This window comes from Streptomyces sp. NPDC101160 (assembly GCF_044768205.1).
Lineage (GTDB): Bacteria > Actinomycetota > Actinomycetes > Streptomycetales > Streptomycetaceae > Streptomyces.
In genome coordinates this window covers 1-17,329 of the sequence record NZ_JBIWPJ010000014.1, presented here as the reverse complement: position 1 = coordinate 17,329, position 17,329 = coordinate 1, and the positions used below count along the sequence as shown (strand labels likewise).

The window sequence follows — 17,329 nt, the reverse complement described above, 5'->3', positions numbered from 1 at the left end:
CAGGAGGAGGAGCCGGCGTCTTGTGAGTCTCAGACGATTTCCATCTGGGCCATCATCCCGATGTCGCTGTGCTCCTGCAGATGGCAGTGGTACAGGTAGCGGCCCTTGTATCCGCTGAACGTGGCCTGCACCCGAACGGTCTCACCAGGCCGCACCAGCACCGTGTCCTTGAGCCCGTTCTCGCCCGGCAGTGGCGGCTTGCCGTCCCGGTCCAGCACGCGGAACGGCACCAGGTGCATGTGGAACGTGTGGTTGACCGGTCCGAACGGCGTGTCTGCGGGGTCGGCGTTCGTGACCCGCCAGATCTCTGTGGTGCCCTCCACGATCCGCGTGTCGACCCGGTTCGGGTCGAACGTCTTGTCGTTGATGGCGAACTCCTCGCCCGAGGGCGAGAAGGACAGCTTCACGTCGCGGACGTTCGTCGCGGCCGGCAGCTCGGGCAGCTCGCGCAGCCGGCCGGGCACGCGGCTGGAGTCCCAGGCCCGGCGCACCACGTCGAACCGCAAGACCGGCTCGTTGGCGCCCCCGTACACGTCGTTGAGGACCAGCTTGCTGCCGACGGCCTGCGCCGAGAAGTCCACGACCACCTCGACCCGCTCACCCGGCACGATCATGATCTTCTTACGGGGCAGCGGCTCCGGCAGCAGCCCGCCGTCGGAGGCTATCTGCACCATCTCCAGACCGCCCAGATCCAGTTCGATGATCCGGTGCAGCGTCGCGTTGAGCACCCGGAAGCGGTACTTGCGCGCGTCCACCGGGAAGTACGGCTGGAGCCGGCCGTTGGTGTGCAGCGTCGTCGGCATGGGGCTCGGCTCGAAGATCATGCCGCCGTTCTCGTCGAAACGAGCGTCGCGGATCATGATCGGCACGTCGTACGAGCCCCGGGGCAGCCCGAGCGCGGCCTCGTCCTGGCCCTCGATCAGATAGAAGCCGGCCAGCCCCCGGTACACGTGCTCCGCTTCCTTGGAACACGTGTGGTCGTGGTACCAGAGCGTCGCGCCCTGCTGCTGGTTCGGGTAGTCGAAGACCCGGGACTGCCCCGGCTCGATCAGGTCCATCGGAAAGCCGTCGCTGCCCGGTGGCACGTGCCCACCGTGCAGGTGCACGGTCGCCGCCCGGTCGAGCTGGTTGACGTACCGGACCTGAACCCGGCGACCCGCCTTGGCGCGGATCGTGGGGCCGATGAACCCTCCGCCGAAGGTGAGCACCGGAGCGGGATGGCCGGGGAAGAACTCCGCCTTCGCATGCTGCAGGGGCAGCTCGTAGACGTCCGTGTCACCGCTGGTGGACAGCGGCCTGAGCACCGGCGGCACGGGGAGACGCGAGGAGAACGGGGTGAACGGCGGCGGCGTGCCCGTCCCGGACGTCGGCTCCGCGGCCGCGGCCATCGCACCCCCCGAGTGGTGCGCGTGATGGGAGGACGAGGGGGAAGCGGACGCGTTGGTCGCCTCAGCGGTCGTCGTCTCCCGCACCCCCCACAGCAGCGCGCCACCCGTCGCCACGCCGCCGATCGCCAGCAACCGTCGTCTGTTCAGCATGTGTTCCCCAATTCGGTGCGAGCCGGAAGAAGGCAACCGTCCGGCCCGCTGGCGACCCGCGGGGAGGAGTCCGGCACGCCGCACCACCCCGGCACCAGCACCTGTGAGCCGAACAGATATCCGCTCGTCGATCCTGGTCGCGACAGGGGCCGTCAGGCATCTTCGCGTGTGCTCTGTCCGACGGCACGACGAAGGGCTCCGGCGGCACCCGGCCGCCGGAGCCCCATGGGACGTCCGCTCCCGTCGGCGTCAGGCGGCCGCCTGCGGCAGATACCCCTGGGCCACCAGCGTCGCCCCGATCTCGTCGTACACCGCGGGATCCTCCGGCGTGATCGCCCCGAGCCCGTCGACGTACCGGTTGAACATGCAGAACGCCGCCGCGATCAGCACCGCGTCGTGGATCGCCTCGTCGTCCGCCCCGGCCGCACGCGCGGCCGTGACGTCCTCCTCCGCCACCGTACGGGCATCGCCCCGCACCTTCCCGGCGATCGCCAGCAGCGCCCGCATGCGTGCGCTCACCGGTGCCGTCGCCAAGTCCTTCTGCACGGCCTCCACCAGCGCGTAGTCCCCGCCATAGGCGTGCGCCGCGGCGGCGGTGTGCGAGCCCGTGCAGTAGCGCGTCCCGTTGCCGTACGACACATACGCGGCGATCAGCTCCCGCTCGGCCACCGACAGCGGCGAGTCGCCCCGCAGCAGCTGCTCGGCGAGCTCGCTGAGCCGCCGGCCGGAGGCCGGCTTGCTCGCCATCAGCCCGCGGATCCCCGGCACCGGCGACGGAATCCGGATGTGCGGCACCGTGCTCACCCCTACTTGTTGAACCACGGCGTGGACGTCGGGTCGGTCGACAGCTGGTTCAGCACCATGTTCGCGACCTTCTGCTCACCCGAAGGAGACGGGTGCACCCCGTCGGCCTCCAGATCCGAGCACGCCCACTCCAGACCGTCGCTGCGGCCCGGCGTGCCACCCGCCACACGGTCCGCACCCAGACCGTCGGCCCACATGTACGGACCCCACGACAGCCATGGCGCGACACCGCCCGGTCCGTAGGTCAGGTCCGAAGCCCCGTTGATCTGGTCCTGGATCAGCTTCTTGACCGCCCAGCCCTGCTGGTAGGCGCCCGCGCTGCGCGTCGGGTCGTAGGTGTAGATGCGGCTGGCGACATAGCCCAGCGCCAGGTTCGGATACTTCGCACGAGCGTTGCGGACGATCGAGGCGAGCGAGTTCCGCAGGTTCTGCGCACCCTGCGGGAAGGCCCCCAGGTTGTCCCCGAGGATCTGCTCCTTCAGCCACACCGCCTGCACCTGAGCCGGCGTCACGCCGGCGTTCGACAGCCGGGAGGCCAGCACCGACCACGTCGCGTCCGACGGGTTCGCCCACGTGGTCGCGTCCTTGCCGCCCTGCGCCCCGTCGACGATGACCAGCTTGTCGTTCAGGTTCGCGTACGACTTCGTCGTCGCGATGAACTTCTGGAACTCCTGCGTGGTGTTGGACATGCCGATGGAGATCAGCACCACCTTGCCGTTGACCAGATCGACCTGACCGGCGGCGTTGCGCGGCAGGACCTGGTTCTGGGCGATGTTCACACCGGCGTTGGTGTGCGCCGTCGGCCGGACGTTGCTGCCGCCCGGGTACAGGCCTCCGGTCAGGCCGTTGTACGTGCCCGTGCCCAGGTCGTTCAGCGGCACCTGGCCGCTGTACGTGTACGTGCAGTCCGTCGTGGCCGACGCCGGCTGCGGGATGAGAGAGACACCGAGCGCGGTGACTGCGGCGGTCAGGTAGACCCCAAGACGTCCGGTCTTCTTCATGGCTTCCCCTCCATGGATGGTGAGCATCGGGCCGGTAGACCCGGGAGCCGATGCTCGCCACCGGCCCTTCACTCCCGCACCTCCTGCCGTGCCCTCGTGGAAGCTCGTGACAACTGTGGCAAGTCGAGCAAATGGGCCCGGAACCCGGGCTGGCACGATGGCCGGATGACACCGCCACGCCCCAGTGGATCGTTCCTTTCGCTCTGGTCGAAGGACTCGGTCCTGTCCATCGGCTCCGTTGGATCCGTCCTGTCCGTCGGCTCCGTCGGCTCCGTCCTGTCTCTCGGCTCGGTCGGCAGCGTGCTGTCCGCCGGGTCGATCGGCTCGGCTCTTTCCCTGCTCTCCACCGCTTCCTGGCTCAGCACCGGCTCGCTGCTCTCCGCGCGGTCGCGCTGGTCCGTCCTGTCCTGGCGCTCCCGCCACGGCTTTCGCACCACGACGGCGAACGCGGCGTCCGGCCTGACGCCGTCGGCCCCGGACCGCACGTGACCCGAGCCCGCCCGACAGCGGAACCCTTCGACGGAACGGACACACAGACGTGAGCGCACTTCCCGGATCACGGCAGCCGGGCAGAACCTGGACGGTCCGCCTCAACGGCCACCCCGACCGCACCGCCGGCGTCACCTGCACCACCGCGGCCTGCCGCATGCCCGCGCGATCCGGCGATCTCGCCACCCTGCGCCGCTTCGCCGACCAGCACGCCCGCGCCCACGCCCGCGTCGCCGGCCGGCGCCCGGACGCCGCCTGCGCCTGCGGCGCGAGCGGCTGCCGTCACCACCCTCATCGCGTCGCGTGTACCGGCCGCACCATGCTCGTCCTGATCCACAACCGTGCCCTCGGAGAGATCTGGACCCTCAGCGAGATCTGCCAGGCCTGCGCCCCGCTGATCGCCCACGCCACGGTCATCGCCGGCGCCCGGGCGGCAACGGCGCCGGTGCGCGCGGGCGGTGAGGCAAGCACCCCCGCGGCACCCCGGCCCGTCCCCATGGGCTTCTGCGCTCCCGAGCCCGCAGGCGGGGGAGTGCCGCCGGAGCCCCGCCGGCGGCCACGCCCGCGGCGGACGCGAGACGAACGACGCTTCGTCCTGCGCAGTCCGAACTAGATCAGCCGCAGGCGGCACGAGTCCGCGATCGCGGACTTTGTTCCTGGACGGACGAGGGTTTGCACCCATGTGCGGGAACCCGGTGCCCGTTCCGTGCGACTCCTCCACCGCACGACCACAGCGGCGGTGAAGGGCACGGGATGGGCGGACTGGACATACGGATGCGGGGGGTCGGCTGCCGGCACGGCCGCGTCGAGGCGGTCGCCGATGTCGACCTGGAGATCGCGGCCGGTGAGCGGGTGGCGCTGACCGGGACGAACGGGTCCGGGAAGACGACGCTGCTGCGCGCGGTCCTCGGGCTGCACCGGCAGGTCAGCGGCAGTATCGAGGTCGGTGGTCGGCCCGCCCGTACGGCGGCCGAGTGGGCGTGGCGGCGCCGGTCGTGTGCGTGGATCCCGCAGAAGCCGGCCGCGGGGCGGTTCCCGCTGCGCGGGGACGAGCTGCTGGCGAGCAGTGGCGCGCCGGCCGAGGCGGCCGGGGCAGCCGGGCGGCTGGGCGTCGGCGCGTTGACGGGCCGGCCCGTGGACACGCTGTCCGGCGGGCAGTTGCAGCGCATGTACCTGGCGCGAGCCATGGGATCCGTGGCGGCCGGGGCCCACGTACTGCTGGCCGACGAGCCGACCGCGGCCCTGGACTTCGCCGGGCAGGAGGAGGCCGCGGACGTGCTGACCGAACTGCCGGTGACGCTGGTCGTCGTCACCCACGACCGGGCGCTCGCCGAACGCTGCGACCGGGTCCTGGAGATGGCCGCCGGACGGCTCCGGGAGGTGCGGTGAGCACGCTCGCGGCCGCCGACCTCGGCGCCATGCTCCAGCTCGTACCGGTCCAGCGGGCCGGTGTGGCCCTGCTCCTGGCGGCCGTCGGGCTGCCGGTGATCGGGGTGGTCATCGTCGGGCTCGACATCATGCCGGTGCGGTTCGCGATGATGCACGTGGCGCTCCTCGGCATCGCGATCGGATTCCTGACCGGGCTCGATCCGATGCTGTGCGCGCTGGTCGCGTGCGCCCTGTCCGGAGCAGGAGTCGCCCCACTGGCCCGCACACCCGGCGGACTGTCCGGTGCCATGGGCCTGCTCATGAGCCTGGCCATCGCCGGCGCCCTCCTCGTCCTCGCCGTCTCCGGCGTCAACGCCTCGGGGGCCTTCGCCCTGCTGTGGGGGTCGATCCTGTCGGTCGGCACCGCCGACCTCGTCGTTCTCGCCGCGCTCGCCGTGATCGTGCCGGCGTTGTTCTGGTGGCGGCGCCGTGAGGTGGCGCTGCTGCTGTACGACCGGGAGCTCGCCCAGTGCTCGGGCGTGCCGGTCCGTCTCCTCACCGCGGCGCTCCTCGTGCTCGTCGCGGTCGCGGTCGCCGGGGCGATCAAGCTGACCGGTGCGCTCCTGGTCGACGCCCTGACGCTGCTGCCCGCGCTCGCCGCCCGCCGCCTGGGCCGCTCGCTGGGGTCGATCACCCTGTGGGCGGTCGGCATCGGTGTCGCCGTCAACCTCACCGGCTTCCTCCTTGCTCTCTGGCTGGACTGGCCCCCGGGCCCGGTCCTCGTCCTCACGGCGGGGGCCGTCGTCCTCGCCGCGCATCTCGTCCCCGAACGGAGAAACAGCTCATGGCGCGCACCCGCGTCCGCACCACCCGCACCGCCCGTATCGCTTCCCTCGTCGCACTGAGTGCGGCGCTCCCCGTCCTGGCCGGGTGCGGGGGCGAGGACCCTTCCTCCTCCGGCACCAGCGGACACAAGGACCACACGAACCACAAGCCGGTGGTGGTCGTCACGACCACCTGGGAGGGGGCTTTCGCCGAGGCCGCCGGGGCCGAGGACGTCACGGTGATCGTGCCGCAGTCGGTCCACCACGCCCCCGACTACGACCCGAAGCCCTCCGACCTGGCCGCCGTCGCGAACGCGGACTTCGTGCTGTACGCGCCGTTCGAGCCGTACGCGCCGAAGATCAAGGAGGCCGCCGGCTCGAAGGCGAAGCTGGTCGAGGTGAACCTCGACAACGACCCGGCGAAGGCCGGTGCCGAAATCACCCGCCTCGGTGGCCTGTTCGGCACGAAGGACGCCGCCGCCCGGTTCAACAAGCGGCTCGACGGCGAGGTCGCGAAGCTGAACGGCGAGCTCAAGGCGGCCTGGCCGGGCGGCAAGAGCCCGGTGGTCGTCACCCAGGTCTTCACCGGCTGGGCCGCGGGCCTCGCGGGCGCCACGACGGTGGGCACGTACGGCCCCGAGCCGGTCACCCCGGCCCAGCTCGCCGCGCTCTCGGCGAAGAAGCCCGCCTTCGTGCTCGACAACGTGCACATGTCGACGGGCCCGGTGCTGCCCGACTCGGGCGCCAGGCAGGTCGAGGTCGCCAACTACCCGGGCGAGGACCTGGACCTGCTTGCGGTGTACCGGAACGCGGCGGCCGAGCTGAAGAAGGCCATGGGCGGCGCCTGATCCGTACGGGAGAGGGGAGGGGCACGCCTCGGCGTGCCCCTCCCTTCGCTCATCCTTCGACGGCTGCGGTGGTACGCCCGCCCGCGGCCCGTCGCCGCAGCGCGGCACGGTCCGGCTTGCCCGCGGCGGTGAGCGGCAGCTCGTCCAGGAAGAGCACGTACTCCGGGTGCTTGTGGCGGTCGAGACCGTGAGCGGTCAGGTACGTGCCCAGGTCGTCCGGGGTCGGCTGCAGTCCTCCCCTGGCCACCACGCACGCGGAGAGCCGCTCTCCCATCAGCGGGTCCGGGACGCCCACGCAGACGACGTCGCGCACCGCCGGGTGGCCGGCCAGTTCGCGCTCCACCTCGGCCGGGCTGATGTTGGCGCCGCCGCGTATGACGACGTCCTTGAGGCGTCCGACGACGTGCAGGATCCCGTCCCCGTCGAGGTAGCCGAGGTCTCCGGTGCGGACCCAGCCCTCGGGGGTGCGGTAGCGGGCGTCGAGGTCCGGGGAGGCGACGTAGCGGAGCGGGGTCATGGGGCCGCGCGAGATGATCTCGCCGATCTGTCCGTCGGGCAGCGGCTCGTGGGTGTCCGGGTCGGCGATCCGGATCTCGGCCACGCGCGGGTCGGGGCGGCCCGCGACGACGCCGGAGCGGTCGGTCGGCGGGACCTTGTGGTCCAGGCCGGTGTGGCAGTTGACGCCGTCGGCCGAGCCGTACAGGTTCACGACGGAGCAGCCGAACGCCTCGGCCGCGGCGGACGCGGTGGCCTCGTCGAGCGGAGCGCCGCCGAGGACGAGCGCGGTCGGCGCGGGCACGCTCTGCCCTGTCCGCTCCAGGTGCTCCAGCATCATCCGGAACATGGTCGGGACGCCGAGGACGTGGGTGGGCGCGTGCTCGCGTATCGCCGCCAGCGCGGCCTCGGGGGTGAAGTGGTCGAGCAGGACGAGCGTGCCGCCGTGGCGGGCGAGGGTGACGGCGGTGCCGCTGGAGCCGAAGGCCGAGGCGAGAGGGACGAGGAAGAGGCAGCGGGGCGGGGTGTCGTCGGGCATGAGGGCGGCGAGGAAGTTGCCTCGTCCGCCGGCCAGGGCGTTGTGGGAGTAGGCGATCATCTTCGGTTCCGCCTCCGAGCCGGAGGAGACGAGGATGCGGGCCGCGCTGTCGGGGTCGGGCCGGGCCGCGACGAAGCCGGTGGGGTCGGTGCGCAGCAGCTCTCTCAGCGGAATCGTTCCTTCTGGCGCAGTCCCCGGTCCGGCGCAGACCACGTGCCGGAGAGCCGGAAGGGCGGGCGCGAGCGTGACGAGGTCGGCGGCGTGCGTCCGGCCCCGGTGCTCGGTGGCGGCGATGACGGCGACGGCCTCTGCCCGGCGCAGCAGGCACTCGGCCTCCACCGCGCCGCGCCCCACGGGGAAGGGGAGGGCCACCGCGCCCAGCGCGGCGAGGGCCAGGTCCGCGATGACGGCGTTGCGGTTGTTGGGGAGCTGGACGGCGACGACGTCCCCGGCGCCGATGCCAAGGCCCCGCAGGCCTTCGGCCAGGCTTCTGGCCTTGCGGTCGAGCGCCGTGTAACAGAGCTTGCCCTTGGCGTCGAGAACGGCGGTGCGGTGCAGGTCGGCGATCTGTCTGGCCCGGAAGAGGCTGTAGAGGTCGAGGTCCGGGCACGTGCCGTCCACCGCCCACGAGCGGCGGAGTCCGGCGGGCAGCAGGTCGGTGAGGGTGACGGTCACGCGAGGCTCCAGGGGTCGGGAACGGCGGGGGCACCGTGCGCGTCCCGGCCGATCGGGCCGGACAGGCGCGGGTCGTGCTCAAGGCCGGACAAGTCGGTGGTGACGGCGGTGGCCGTCAGCCCGTGCGTGCGCAGTTGGGACAGGGCGTCCTCGGTGCACATGCCCGTGACGTCGTACGCGGCGGCGGCCGCCGCGCTGCTGTCGCTCGGGGCGATCCAGCCGTCCGAGGTGCGCAGCGGGTGGCGGAATCCGGCCGGCGGGCGAGGGTCGGCTCCGGTAGCGGCCCGTTGCAGGGCGGGGGCGAGGAGGGTGTCGGCCGCGCCGAGGAGCGAGGAGTCGACCCGTACGCCCTGGCCGGTGCGCTCGCGCACAAGCAGTCCGGCGAGCACGGCCTCGGCGCCGTGCAGGCCGCCGAGGACGTCGAGGAGCGTCATCAGGGACGGTACGGGCGGTTCGCCGGCCGGGTGGACGGCTTCGCCGACGCCGGTGCGGGCCTGCACCATGAAGTCGGTGCCCATGGGTGCGTCGGCGAGCCGGTCGGCCCAGCCGCCCGTGTAGGCGTAGACGAGGGACGGGTTCACGGCCGTCAGGTGCTCGGCGTCGAGTTCGAGCGCGGCGGCCTTGCCGGGTGCCCAGTTGTGCAGGAACACATCGGCCTCGGCGGCGAGTTCGCGCAGTCGGCTGCGGTCGCCGGGCGACTTGATGTCGATCTCGACGGCCTCCTTGCCCCGGTTCAGGGCGAGCCAGCGGGCGGAGATCCCGTCGCAGGCGGGCGGCATGCCGCGCAGCGGGTCGCCGCCCGGCGGCTCGACGCGGATGATCCGGGCGCCGAGCAGGCCAAGGAGATGGGCGGCGAGCGGGGCCTGGATGCGGCGGCCCGCTTCCAGGACGGTGAGGCCGGCGAGCGGGCGGCCCGGCGCGGGTGCGGTGGGAGCCGTCGGGCCTCCGCGTCCCAGCGTCGTCAGCGTCCACGGGTCGGCGCCGTCGTGCTCCTCGGCCCGTTCGGCGAGGGTGTTCAGGCGGCACACCTCGGCGCCGGACAGGTCGGCCGCCTGCCGGATCCGCTGCCACGCGTGGCGCCGGGCCACCTCGTGCAAGGTGTCGGGGAAGGGCGCGCAGGCCGTGGCGTACCGGAACTGGAAGGGCCGCCAGCCCGCCCGTATCGCCTCGGCGGGTGCGCCGAGGCTCCGCCAGAACGCCGCCCAGTCGCCGGGATCGAGCGTCTCCAGTTCGAACAGGACACCGTCGGCGGAGGTGAACGGCGGCCCGCCGGCGTCGAGTTCGACGGCTTCGGGCTCGTCGGCGCCGGAAGCGGCCAGGTACTGGGAGACGGCGAGCAGGCCGGCCCGGTCGGCCGTGGTGGTCACGTGGCGAGGTCCGTCGCCGCCCCGTGCCTGGGCGACCAGCGCGGCGAGGAGTCCCTGGACGGTGAGCACGCCGGTGGCGGTGGCCAGGTAGTCGACGCCCAGGCCGCGCGGGGCGCCGTGGCGGCGGCCGTGGACGGCCATGACGCCGGTGGCGGCCTGGGCCGTGGCCTCGTCCTCGATGCCCGAACCGGTCGCGCCCCACGCGGTGCGGGCGGTGACGGATGCGAAACCGGCGCCGTCGAGCGCGATCCCCTGCGTCGCCCCCGGACGCGCCTGCGCCCCGAGACGTCTCAGATGGTCGGCGACGACCCCGGTGAGGGCCGTGGGCCCCGCGATGCCGAAACGCAGCTCGTCGAGCGGACGCGGGACGTCGAGCGGGCGGCGGACCGCGGTGTGCGGGGGCGCTGATGACGCCATGCCTCTCCTCTCCTCGCGCGGGCGATGGCCGGCGCACGGGACTGTCACGATCACGGGAACTGGCGGGCCGGTCCGCCCGACCACTTCCACGGGCAGGCAGTCGGACGCGTGTTCTGTCGAGTTCCCAAGACGGAGGAAACTGTGACGGATCATGAGATATCGGCGGTCGACCGCGAGGAGCTGCGCAAGCGGGTCTCGGCGTTCGTCCGCGACCGGGTGTTCCCGCGCGAAACCCGGCTCGACGCCGGCGGCCCCGACGCGAGGGAACTGCGGGCACGGCTGCGCACGGAGGCGCGCGAGGCCGGCCTGTGGGCGCTGCCCCTTCCCTCCGAACTGGGCGGCGGAGGGCTTGCGTTGAGCGCCTACGCGGCCCTGGCCGAGGCCGAGGGCGCCAGCGACCACGGCCCGGCGGCCCTGGGCTCGGCTTCCCTGCTCGACGTGACGATGCTGTCGCGGCACGGCTCCCCCCGCGTGCGCTCGCAGTACCTGCGCCGTCTCGTCTCCGGCGAGCTCCGCACCTGTTACGCGATGACCGAGCCGGACACCCCCGGCACCGAACCCCTCCTCACCGCCACCCGGGCGCAGCGACGCTCCGATGGCGGCTGGAGGATCACGGGACGCAAGTGGTTCGTGTCGAACGCCGCGGACGCGGACTTCGTGACCGTGCTCGCCCGCACGAGCGGGATGGCCGGCGACCGCGACGGGCTGTCCTTGCTCCTGGTCCCCACCGCCTCCCCCGGCTTCCGGATCGTCCGTGAACTGCCCGTGCTCGGGGCCACCGGCCAGTACGAGATCGAGTTCGACCACGCGGACGTCGACGAGGACCATCTCGTCGGCGAACCCGGCCAGGCCCTCATGATCGCGGGCGAACGCCTCCAACTCGGCCGCACCCTGCGCGCGCTGCGCTGGATCGGCCAGGCCCAGCGGGCCTTCGACCTCCTGTGCGAGCGCGCGGTGGACCGTCAGGGGGCACACGGACCTCTCGCGGACCGCCAGCTCGTCCAGCAGCACGTCTTCGAGGCGCTGCTGGCACTGCGGACCACCCGCCCTCTGGTCTACGAGGCGATGGCCCTGGTCGCGGAGGGGCGCGACGCCCACGTCGAGGTGGGCTTGGCGAAGACGGCGGCGGCCCGCACGCTCCAGGAGGTTGCCGACCGGGCCGTCCAGGTCTTCGGCGCCGCCGGACTCGGCCCGGACACCCCGCTGCCCGCGCTGCTCCGAACGGGACGCACGGCCCGGATCCTCGACGGGCCCGACGAGCAGCATGTCTCCTCCGTCGCCCGGCGCGTCCTGCGCGGCCGACAGCCGGGCCAGGCCGTCACACCCGTGTGAGGTCGACCCGGCCCAGGAGCCCGGCCAGGCCGAGGGCCAGGAAGAAGTCCCCCCAGACCAGTTCGTGACGGACGGCGAGGCCACTCTTCGCCTCGTAGCAGCCGTCCAGGAGCATGCCGGCCGGGCGCATGCCGCCCGGCCGGGTGAGGTGAACGTCCACAAGGTGGTGCAGCACGGCCTCGGAACGTACCGCGCATGCCGTCGCCCACGCGGCCCCGGGGACGCGGGCGAGCTTCAGCAGCGCGACGGCGGCGACCGCGGCGGCGGACGTGTCCACGGGGCCGTCCGGGTCGTCCGCATCAGCGGGCGGGACGAGCGCCCCGTCCAGGAACCCCCCGCGCCGGAGCAGCACTTCCGCAGCATGCCCCAGCCGGCCCGTACGCCAGTACGCGTCGCCCGTGCGCAGCAGGCCGTCCGCGACCGCCAGCAGCAGCCATGCCTCCCCCCGCGCCCAGCCCGGCGCGGGGTCGGCCTCGGGCACCCAGTCGCCACGCGTGTCGTCCCAGCGCCACGCCGGACGGGGCCGCCGTCCGTCCTCCCTCGCCACACACAGGTCGAGATGCCGGTGCAGGTGCCCGGCAGCCGCGGCCCTCCCCTCCGGCCCGGCGGACGCCAGCAGGGGTACGAGGCCCGGAACACCGTCCGCACGCGCCCGCAGCCGCGAACCGCCGAGCGCCGCGCCCCACGGGACGAGACCGAGGGCCGGGTGGAAGGCGCCGGCGACAGCCTTCGCCGCACGCTTGCGCAGGGCTTGCGCCGCCGCGTCGCCGGTGGCCAGAGCCGTGCCGTACCAGAGGACGAGGCCCCTCGCCGCGGTGTCGGCCTCGGCCCAGGGCGCGAGCCGGGCGGTGACGGCGGAGGCCGCCGCACGGTCCACGTCGCCGCCGGTGTGAGCGGCCTTGAGCCACAGCAGCCCCGCCCAGAAACCTCCAGTCCACGACCCTCGCCCGGTGGTCGTCCAGCGGCCGTCGCCCGGATCCGCGTACAGCGGGAAACGGTCGCCCACCTGCCCGGCGGTCTCCTCCACCCGCCGGACCAGCAGCCCGAACGCCTCCTCCGCCCAGCCCCGCCCGCCGGTCATGCCACACCACCCTGTCCCGTACGCCGGTCCCTGACCGCCCAGACGAAGGCGACGGCCGCCGCGACAGCGAACTCCGCCGCGACCAGCACCCAGCCGCCCCCGTACCGGCCGTGCTCCGCGAGCCGCCCGAACAACGGCGGTCCCACGGCGAAACCGGCGAAGAAACCGGCCGACACCAGCGCCGAGTCCCGCCCGGCACACCCCGGCGCCGAGCGCTGCATCACGAGCACCATCGAGACCGCGTTCCCGGACACGGCGAACACCCCCACCGCCACCGCCGCCACCCACACCAGCGGACCGAGACGGCAGGCCGCGACCAGCAACGCGGCCGCGCCCACCGCCCCGCCCGCGAGCAGCCCGGGAAACCACGGCGCCCGCCCGGGCGTGGCCGCGCGGGACCACCCGATCCGGCCCGCGATCCCGGCGACACCAAGGACCGCGACGAGCGCGCCCGCCACAACCGGCCCCATGCCGAGCCGCTGGGCACCGAACAACGCCAGGTAAGTGTTGACGGACGCGATGCCCGCGCCCAGGAAGAACGAGAAACCCGCCAGCCAGGGCACCGGACCGCCCGGCGGAGAAGGCATACGAGGCACGGTGCCGTACCGCGGCGGAGGGCCGGCCGGCAGCGCCCGCCAGGCCCACAGCGCGGCGGCGAGCGCCGCCCCGGCGGCCACCCACACCGCGCCCCGCCAGCCCAGGACACCCGCCGCCGCCGCGAGCGGCAACCCGGCCGCGAACGCCCCCAGCTGGACACCGGACTGCTTGGCACCAGTGACCGCACCCCGCCGCGCTCCCGGGACCGCCGCCAAAATCGCCTTGTTCGTCGCCGGATTGGCGAGCGCCTGCGGAAAACCACCCAACGCGACTGCCGCGAGGAGGAAAGCAGGCCCGGGCGCCGCGCCGATCAGCACGAGCGCCGCCGCCGAGACAGCGAGCAGCACGACGAGAGCGCGTCGCGGGCCGACCCGGTCCACGATCCGGCCGCCCACGGGCGAGAGCACCGCGGCGGTGCCGAACCCGACCGTGGTCGTCAGACCAAGCAGCGTCTCCGACACGCCAAGACCGACCACGAGGCGTGGCCCGAGCGCCCCGAGCAGGAACAGCTGCATCATCGAGAAGGCCATGGCCGTCGTCAGCAGCGCCGTCAGCCCACGCGACGCGACATGCCCGGATCCCGTCGCTGTCTGCACTGTGCCAGCCGCCGTAGCTGCGGACTTCACCTGATCCCCCTCCCGCACGACGGTCGTCCCCGTCGTCGACACCGAGAAGTCGTCGCGAACAGGCCGGAAGTTCCCGACACCCACTCGTGGGGCGCGCCACAGTCACGTAGCCATGACGCGACAGGCCGAGGGGGCGGCCGTTACCGCCGTGCCCGCACCCATGCCTCCGAAAGGGGGAGCGCGCGCATGCGCACGCCACGACACCAGGCCGATGCCCGCAAGGAGCGCCGGCCGCGATGATCGCGGCCGTCTGCATGCTGCTCGCGGCCACCGGCCCACGCCCTGATGCCAGGACAGAACCCGCCCACACCGACGCTCGGACTCACGCTCGCGGGAACCCTCACCGTCACCTGGACCCTCACAGGCCGCGAGCGCGGCCCCGTCGCCGTCACGACGGCGACCCTGGCCGTCCAGAGCACGCTGCACGCGGCACTCTCCCGCCACAGGCACCACAGCGCCACGGCGCCCCCCCACAAGCCCACACAGCGATCGCCCACACGTCATGGCCCACGCAGCCACAACGCACCTGCCCCCGAGCCACGAGACCATCTCCCACGGCAAGACAGACATGCCCGCGTCCTTCGGCATGATGCCCGCACACCTACTCGCCGCACTCCTGAGCGGCCCGTGGATGGCCCACGGCAAACACGCCGTCTTCCGCCTCGTACAGGCGCTGCCCCTGGGGCGCGTCCACCCCCTGTGGCCGCTGCGCTTCCTGCTCGCCGGCGTCCTCCCCGTACCTCCACAGCATCCACGGCCCCAGCTCGTCCGCCCCGGTCACAAGCACGCTCCCCGGCAGCTCCTCCCCGCCCCTTCCGCCATCACCCGAGACTCCGCAGGCCATCGCAGTCTCCTCACAGCCGGCTCCCCCCGAGCTCGACAACACGCGTTCCCCGCCCCGTCGCTCAGGTATCAGTCACGCCGCCCCGGCAGGCCCTGACCTCTCACCACCGCCGCCACCACCCACGCGCCGCCAGATTCCCCACACCTCGTAAGGACCTGCGGCGATGACCGCCGCCCACAACACCCTCTGTCACAGACCCACAACCTCCGCTCGCCCCTCGCACACGCCGGACACCGACACCAACGCGGCGACCACCCGCCGCACGCTCGCCGCACACGACGGCGACCCAGCCAAAGCCGACCTGTCCGTACGGGCCCTACACCGCCACGTCCGGCGCTACGTGACCTACCTCAGCGCCGACCGACAAGCGGACCGCCGCCCAACCCCTCCAGCGGCGCGCCCGATCCGCGCCGCACCGCAGCCGTGCTCCGGAATTCGCCACCCGAGGGCGCCCGTCCGCCGCGGACGGGCACCCCGGCCGATCGGCCCAACAACCGCCCCGAGCATCTACGACCACGAATTCACCGACCGACGCGGCCACCTGGCTGGAGGCAACGACCGGCCAGACAGGCCTGATATCCCAAGCCCTTCACACTTCAGTGCGATTCCGCGAACCCCGGCCACAGCAACACCCCCCAAGGGCAGGCAGTGCGCCCAGGCCCGTTCCGACAGCCTTACCCCGCTGCCCATTCCAACCCGAGGCCGGCCAGCGCGGCGAGCTTGTCGGGGGTGAGTTTGGCGCGGCGTCCCTTCTGATTCATGATCCACACGCCGAGGCGGATTTCGATGCCGTCCTCCATCCGCTCCACATGCCCCCTGGGAACAGTCACAGACCCCGTGCGGGCCTTGTACTGGACCAGAGCGGCTACACCTCGCTCAAAGGCACCCACAGGCGTAGTGGACGACTTCGCCGGCGCGGGTGTCTCCGGTTCCGGAGCAGGGGCATGGGAGACGACACCAATGGCCTCCAGCCGCTCGCGTTGCCCGCCGGCCAATGCTGCCCAGACTTCAGGTTGACGCTGCCGGGCAAGCCACTTACCGACGTCCATTCCATGGACGGTGACGCCGGGTTCGACATAGCCGAGGATGGTCTCCTCCGCGAGCATCTCCCGCACCACAGCGTAATGACGTTGCCACTCGGGCGACCACGACGGATTCCAGTCCGCGTCCACAGCCTCCAGCGCCGCCTTCCACCCGGGGCGCCCGTCCAGGGCCCCGGGCCGACGCAGGTTCGCGAGCCACTGCCCCACAGGCCGGTCCAGCACCATCGCGGACCGGGGCGCGCACAGCGTCCAGTGCTCCTCGTAGTACGCCTTCGCGGCCTGAAGATTCTCCTGGAACCGCTCATCCGCCGGCGACCAGACCATGCCCAACTGTTCCAACCGCCGGGCCCGCAGACCGCTCATCTGCCCCGCCCCATACACCCGCCGCTGCTCCGCGACCCACTGCCCCAACGGATAGGCACCCTCCCTGTGCCCGTACGGAACCCGGGCATGCCCCTCACGCTCAGCGAACTGCCTGAGCTTCGCCCAGCCCCGCGCCCAGTCCTGCTTCTCCGTGTCGATCACGTTGAACGACACCCACTCCGCGACCAACACCGGATCCCTCGGAGCGGCAAAACGAAGCAGCAGACGCGATTCTTCCTCGCCCTCCCCGGGCGGCGGACCGATGTACTCAGACGGCCGCACCCAGTTCTTCTGAGGCTCCTGCGGAATCGCCAGCAATTCCACGGCCTCTTCGTCGTGAGCGCGCAGACCCTCCAACACCTTCACCAAAGGCCGATACGACCCCGACGTGAACATATCCTCCGGCTTTTCCCCCGGCCGGAGAAAAACCGGCACGATCAAAGAGGCCACCTTCCCCTCACCGGGCTTCTGACGCAGCGCCCGCCCGACGGCCTGGACGATGTCATGCGGAGCGCCCTTCGGGTCCAAAAGCGCCACACAGTCCACGGCCCTGATGTCCACGCCCTCGCCCAGCACCCGGCAGTTCGACAACACCGCCCGCCGCGCCGTGGTCCCGAACCCGGCGAGCACCTCCCGCCGGCGCTCAGGCACATGCTCGCCACACAGCCAGTCCGCCCAGACCCCCGCCGGATACCTCTCCGGCCGGTCCGCATGCAGCTTCGCCGCCACCCGCTGAAGACCCTCCGCAAACGCCTGAGCCTCCATCGTCCGATGATGGAAAGTAATGCACGAAGAAAGGCCGTACTGCGCCATCGTGTGCAGCACCGCCGCCTGGAGCGCCCCGAGACGCTGCCCACGCACCTCCTCCGTATACCGGCCCTCACCCATCAGCCGCTCCGGCGTGACCACCGGGTCCTGAAGCTCCAGCACGATGATCTGGTACCGCGCCAGCAACCCCCGCGACACAGCCGACGCCAGCGACAACTTATAGAGCACGGGCCCGAAAACCTTCTCATCATCCATAGAAGCCGCCATCTCACGCGGCAGCGGATCACGCACCCCCTCCGCGACCTCCCGAC

At 72.6% G+C, this 17,329-nt stretch carries 14 protein-coding genes; 6 read left to right on the top strand and 8 right to left on the bottom strand.

Annotated features, from left to right (window positions below):
* Positions 1-29: 29 nt before the first annotated feature.
* From ACIRSU_RS34770 to ACIRSU_RS34760, 3 genes are all read right to left on the bottom strand, one after another.
* Entirely contained in the window at positions 30-1,538 is a 1,509-nt protein-coding gene (locus ACIRSU_RS34770; protein ID WP_403801078.1) for a multicopper oxidase family protein, read from the bottom strand.
* A gap of 249 nt (positions 1,539-1,787) precedes the next feature.
* Entirely contained in the window at positions 1,788-2,285 is a 498-nt protein-coding gene (locus ACIRSU_RS34765; RefSeq protein ID WP_403801075.1) for a carboxymuconolactone decarboxylase family protein, read from the bottom strand.
* 59 nt (positions 2,286-2,344) lie between these two features.
* Positions 2,345-3,343, bottom strand: coding sequence for a hypothetical protein (locus ACIRSU_RS34760; RefSeq protein ID WP_403801073.1), 999 nt, complete (start codon positions 3,341-3,343; stop codon positions 2,345-2,347).
* 165 nt (positions 3,344-3,508) lie between these two features.
* Here ACIRSU_RS34760 and ACIRSU_RS34755 point away from each other — a divergent pair, with 165 nt between their 5' ends.
* The 5 genes from ACIRSU_RS34755 to ACIRSU_RS34735 all read left to right on the top strand — a co-directional run bounded on the left by ACIRSU_RS34755 (position 3,509) and on the right by ACIRSU_RS34735 (position 6,872).
* Entirely contained in the window at positions 3,509-3,832 is a 324-nt protein-coding gene (locus ACIRSU_RS34755; protein WP_403801070.1) for a hypothetical protein, read from the top strand.
* A gap of 49 nt (positions 3,833-3,881) precedes the next feature.
* On the top strand, positions 3,882-4,445 hold the full coding sequence (locus tag ACIRSU_RS34750) for a hypothetical protein (RefSeq protein WP_403801067.1): 564 nt from the start codon (positions 3,882-3,884) through the stop codon (positions 4,443-4,445).
* Between the two features lie 140 nt (positions 4,446-4,585).
* Positions 4,586-5,221, top strand: a complete 636-nt coding sequence (locus ACIRSU_RS34745) for a metal ABC transporter ATP-binding protein (protein ID WP_403801065.1) — start codon at positions 4,586-4,588, stop codon at positions 5,219-5,221.
* On the top strand, positions 5,218-6,105 hold the full coding sequence (locus tag ACIRSU_RS34740; protein WP_403801062.1) for a metal ABC transporter permease: 888 nt from the start codon (positions 5,218-5,220) through the stop codon (positions 6,103-6,105). Before ACIRSU_RS34745 ends, ACIRSU_RS34740 begins: the two co-directional genes overlap by 4 nt.
* Positions 6,045-6,872 (top strand): metal ABC transporter solute-binding protein, Zn/Mn family, encoded by an 828-nt coding sequence (locus ACIRSU_RS34735; RefSeq protein WP_403801060.1) that lies wholly within the window; start codon positions 6,045-6,047, stop codon positions 6,870-6,872. The genes ACIRSU_RS34740 and ACIRSU_RS34735 overlap by 61 nt, the downstream gene beginning before the upstream one ends.
* 49 nt (positions 6,873-6,921) lie before the next feature.
* On the opposite strand, the gene ACIRSU_RS34730 is transcribed toward ACIRSU_RS34735, so the two are convergent.
* A complete protein-coding gene (locus ACIRSU_RS34730) occupies positions 6,922-8,580 on the bottom strand; it encodes a class I adenylate-forming enzyme family protein (RefSeq protein WP_403801057.1) in 1,659 nt (552 codons plus the stop codon).
* Positions 8,577-10,364, bottom strand: a complete 1,788-nt coding sequence (locus tag ACIRSU_RS34725) for a CoA transferase (protein WP_403801056.1) — start codon at positions 10,362-10,364, stop codon at positions 8,577-8,579. The genes ACIRSU_RS34730 and ACIRSU_RS34725 overlap by 4 nt, the downstream gene beginning before the upstream one ends.
* A 141-nt stretch (positions 10,365-10,505) precedes the next feature.
* Here ACIRSU_RS34725 and ACIRSU_RS34720 point away from each other — a divergent pair, with 141 nt between their 5' ends.
* Positions 10,506-11,696 (top strand): acyl-CoA dehydrogenase family protein, encoded by a 1,191-nt coding sequence (locus ACIRSU_RS34720; RefSeq protein WP_403801054.1) that lies wholly within the window; start codon positions 10,506-10,508, stop codon positions 11,694-11,696.
* On the opposite strand, the gene ACIRSU_RS34715 is transcribed toward ACIRSU_RS34720, so the two are convergent.
* The 3 genes from ACIRSU_RS34715 to ACIRSU_RS34705 form a co-directional block, all read right to left on the bottom strand.
* Entirely contained in the window at positions 11,683-12,777 is a 1,095-nt protein-coding gene (locus tag ACIRSU_RS34715) for a sugar ABC transporter permease (protein WP_403801051.1), read from the bottom strand. The genes ACIRSU_RS34720 and ACIRSU_RS34715 overlap by 14 nt on opposite strands.
* Positions 12,774-14,000, bottom strand: a complete 1,227-nt coding sequence (locus ACIRSU_RS34710; RefSeq protein ID WP_403801048.1) for an MFS transporter — start codon at positions 13,998-14,000, stop codon at positions 12,774-12,776. Before ACIRSU_RS34710 ends, ACIRSU_RS34715 begins: the two co-directional genes overlap by 4 nt.
* 1,518 nt (positions 14,001-15,518) lie before the next feature.
* A partial coding sequence (locus ACIRSU_RS34705) for a Helicase associated domain protein (protein ID WP_403801045.1) occupies positions 15,519-17,329 on the bottom strand: 1,811 nt, incomplete at its 5' end.

Bases quoted from the DNA above. Each gene is read 5' to 3' on its own strand.
- ACIRSU_RS34770 (WP_403801078.1), bottom strand. From the start codon at position 1,538: ATGCTGAACAGACGACGGTTGCTGGCGATCGGCGGCGTGGCGACGGGT.
- ACIRSU_RS34765 (WP_403801075.1), bottom strand. From the start codon at position 2,285: ATGGCGAGCAAGCCGGCCTCCGGCCGGCGGCTCAGCGAGCTCGCCGAG.
- ACIRSU_RS34760 (WP_403801073.1), bottom strand. From the start codon at position 3,343: ATGAAGAAGACCGGACGTCTTGGGGTCTACCTGACCGCCGCAGTCACC.
- ACIRSU_RS34755 (WP_403801070.1), top strand. From the start codon at position 3,509: ATGACACCGCCACGCCCCAGTGGATCGTTCCTTTCGCTCTGGTCGAAG.
- ACIRSU_RS34745 (WP_403801065.1), top strand. From the start codon at position 4,586: ATGGGCGGACTGGACATACGGATGCGGGGGGTCGGCTGCCGGCACGGC.
- ACIRSU_RS34735 (WP_403801060.1), top strand. From the start codon at position 6,045: ATGGCGCGCACCCGCGTCCGCACCACCCGCACCGCCCGTATCGCTTCC.
- ACIRSU_RS34725 (WP_403801056.1), bottom strand. From the start codon at position 10,364: ATGGCGTCATCAGCGCCCCCGCACACCGCGGTCCGCCGCCCGCTCGAC.
- ACIRSU_RS34715 (WP_403801051.1), bottom strand. From the start codon at position 12,777: ATGACCGGCGGGCGGGGCTGGGCGGAGGAGGCGTTCGGGCTGCTGGTC.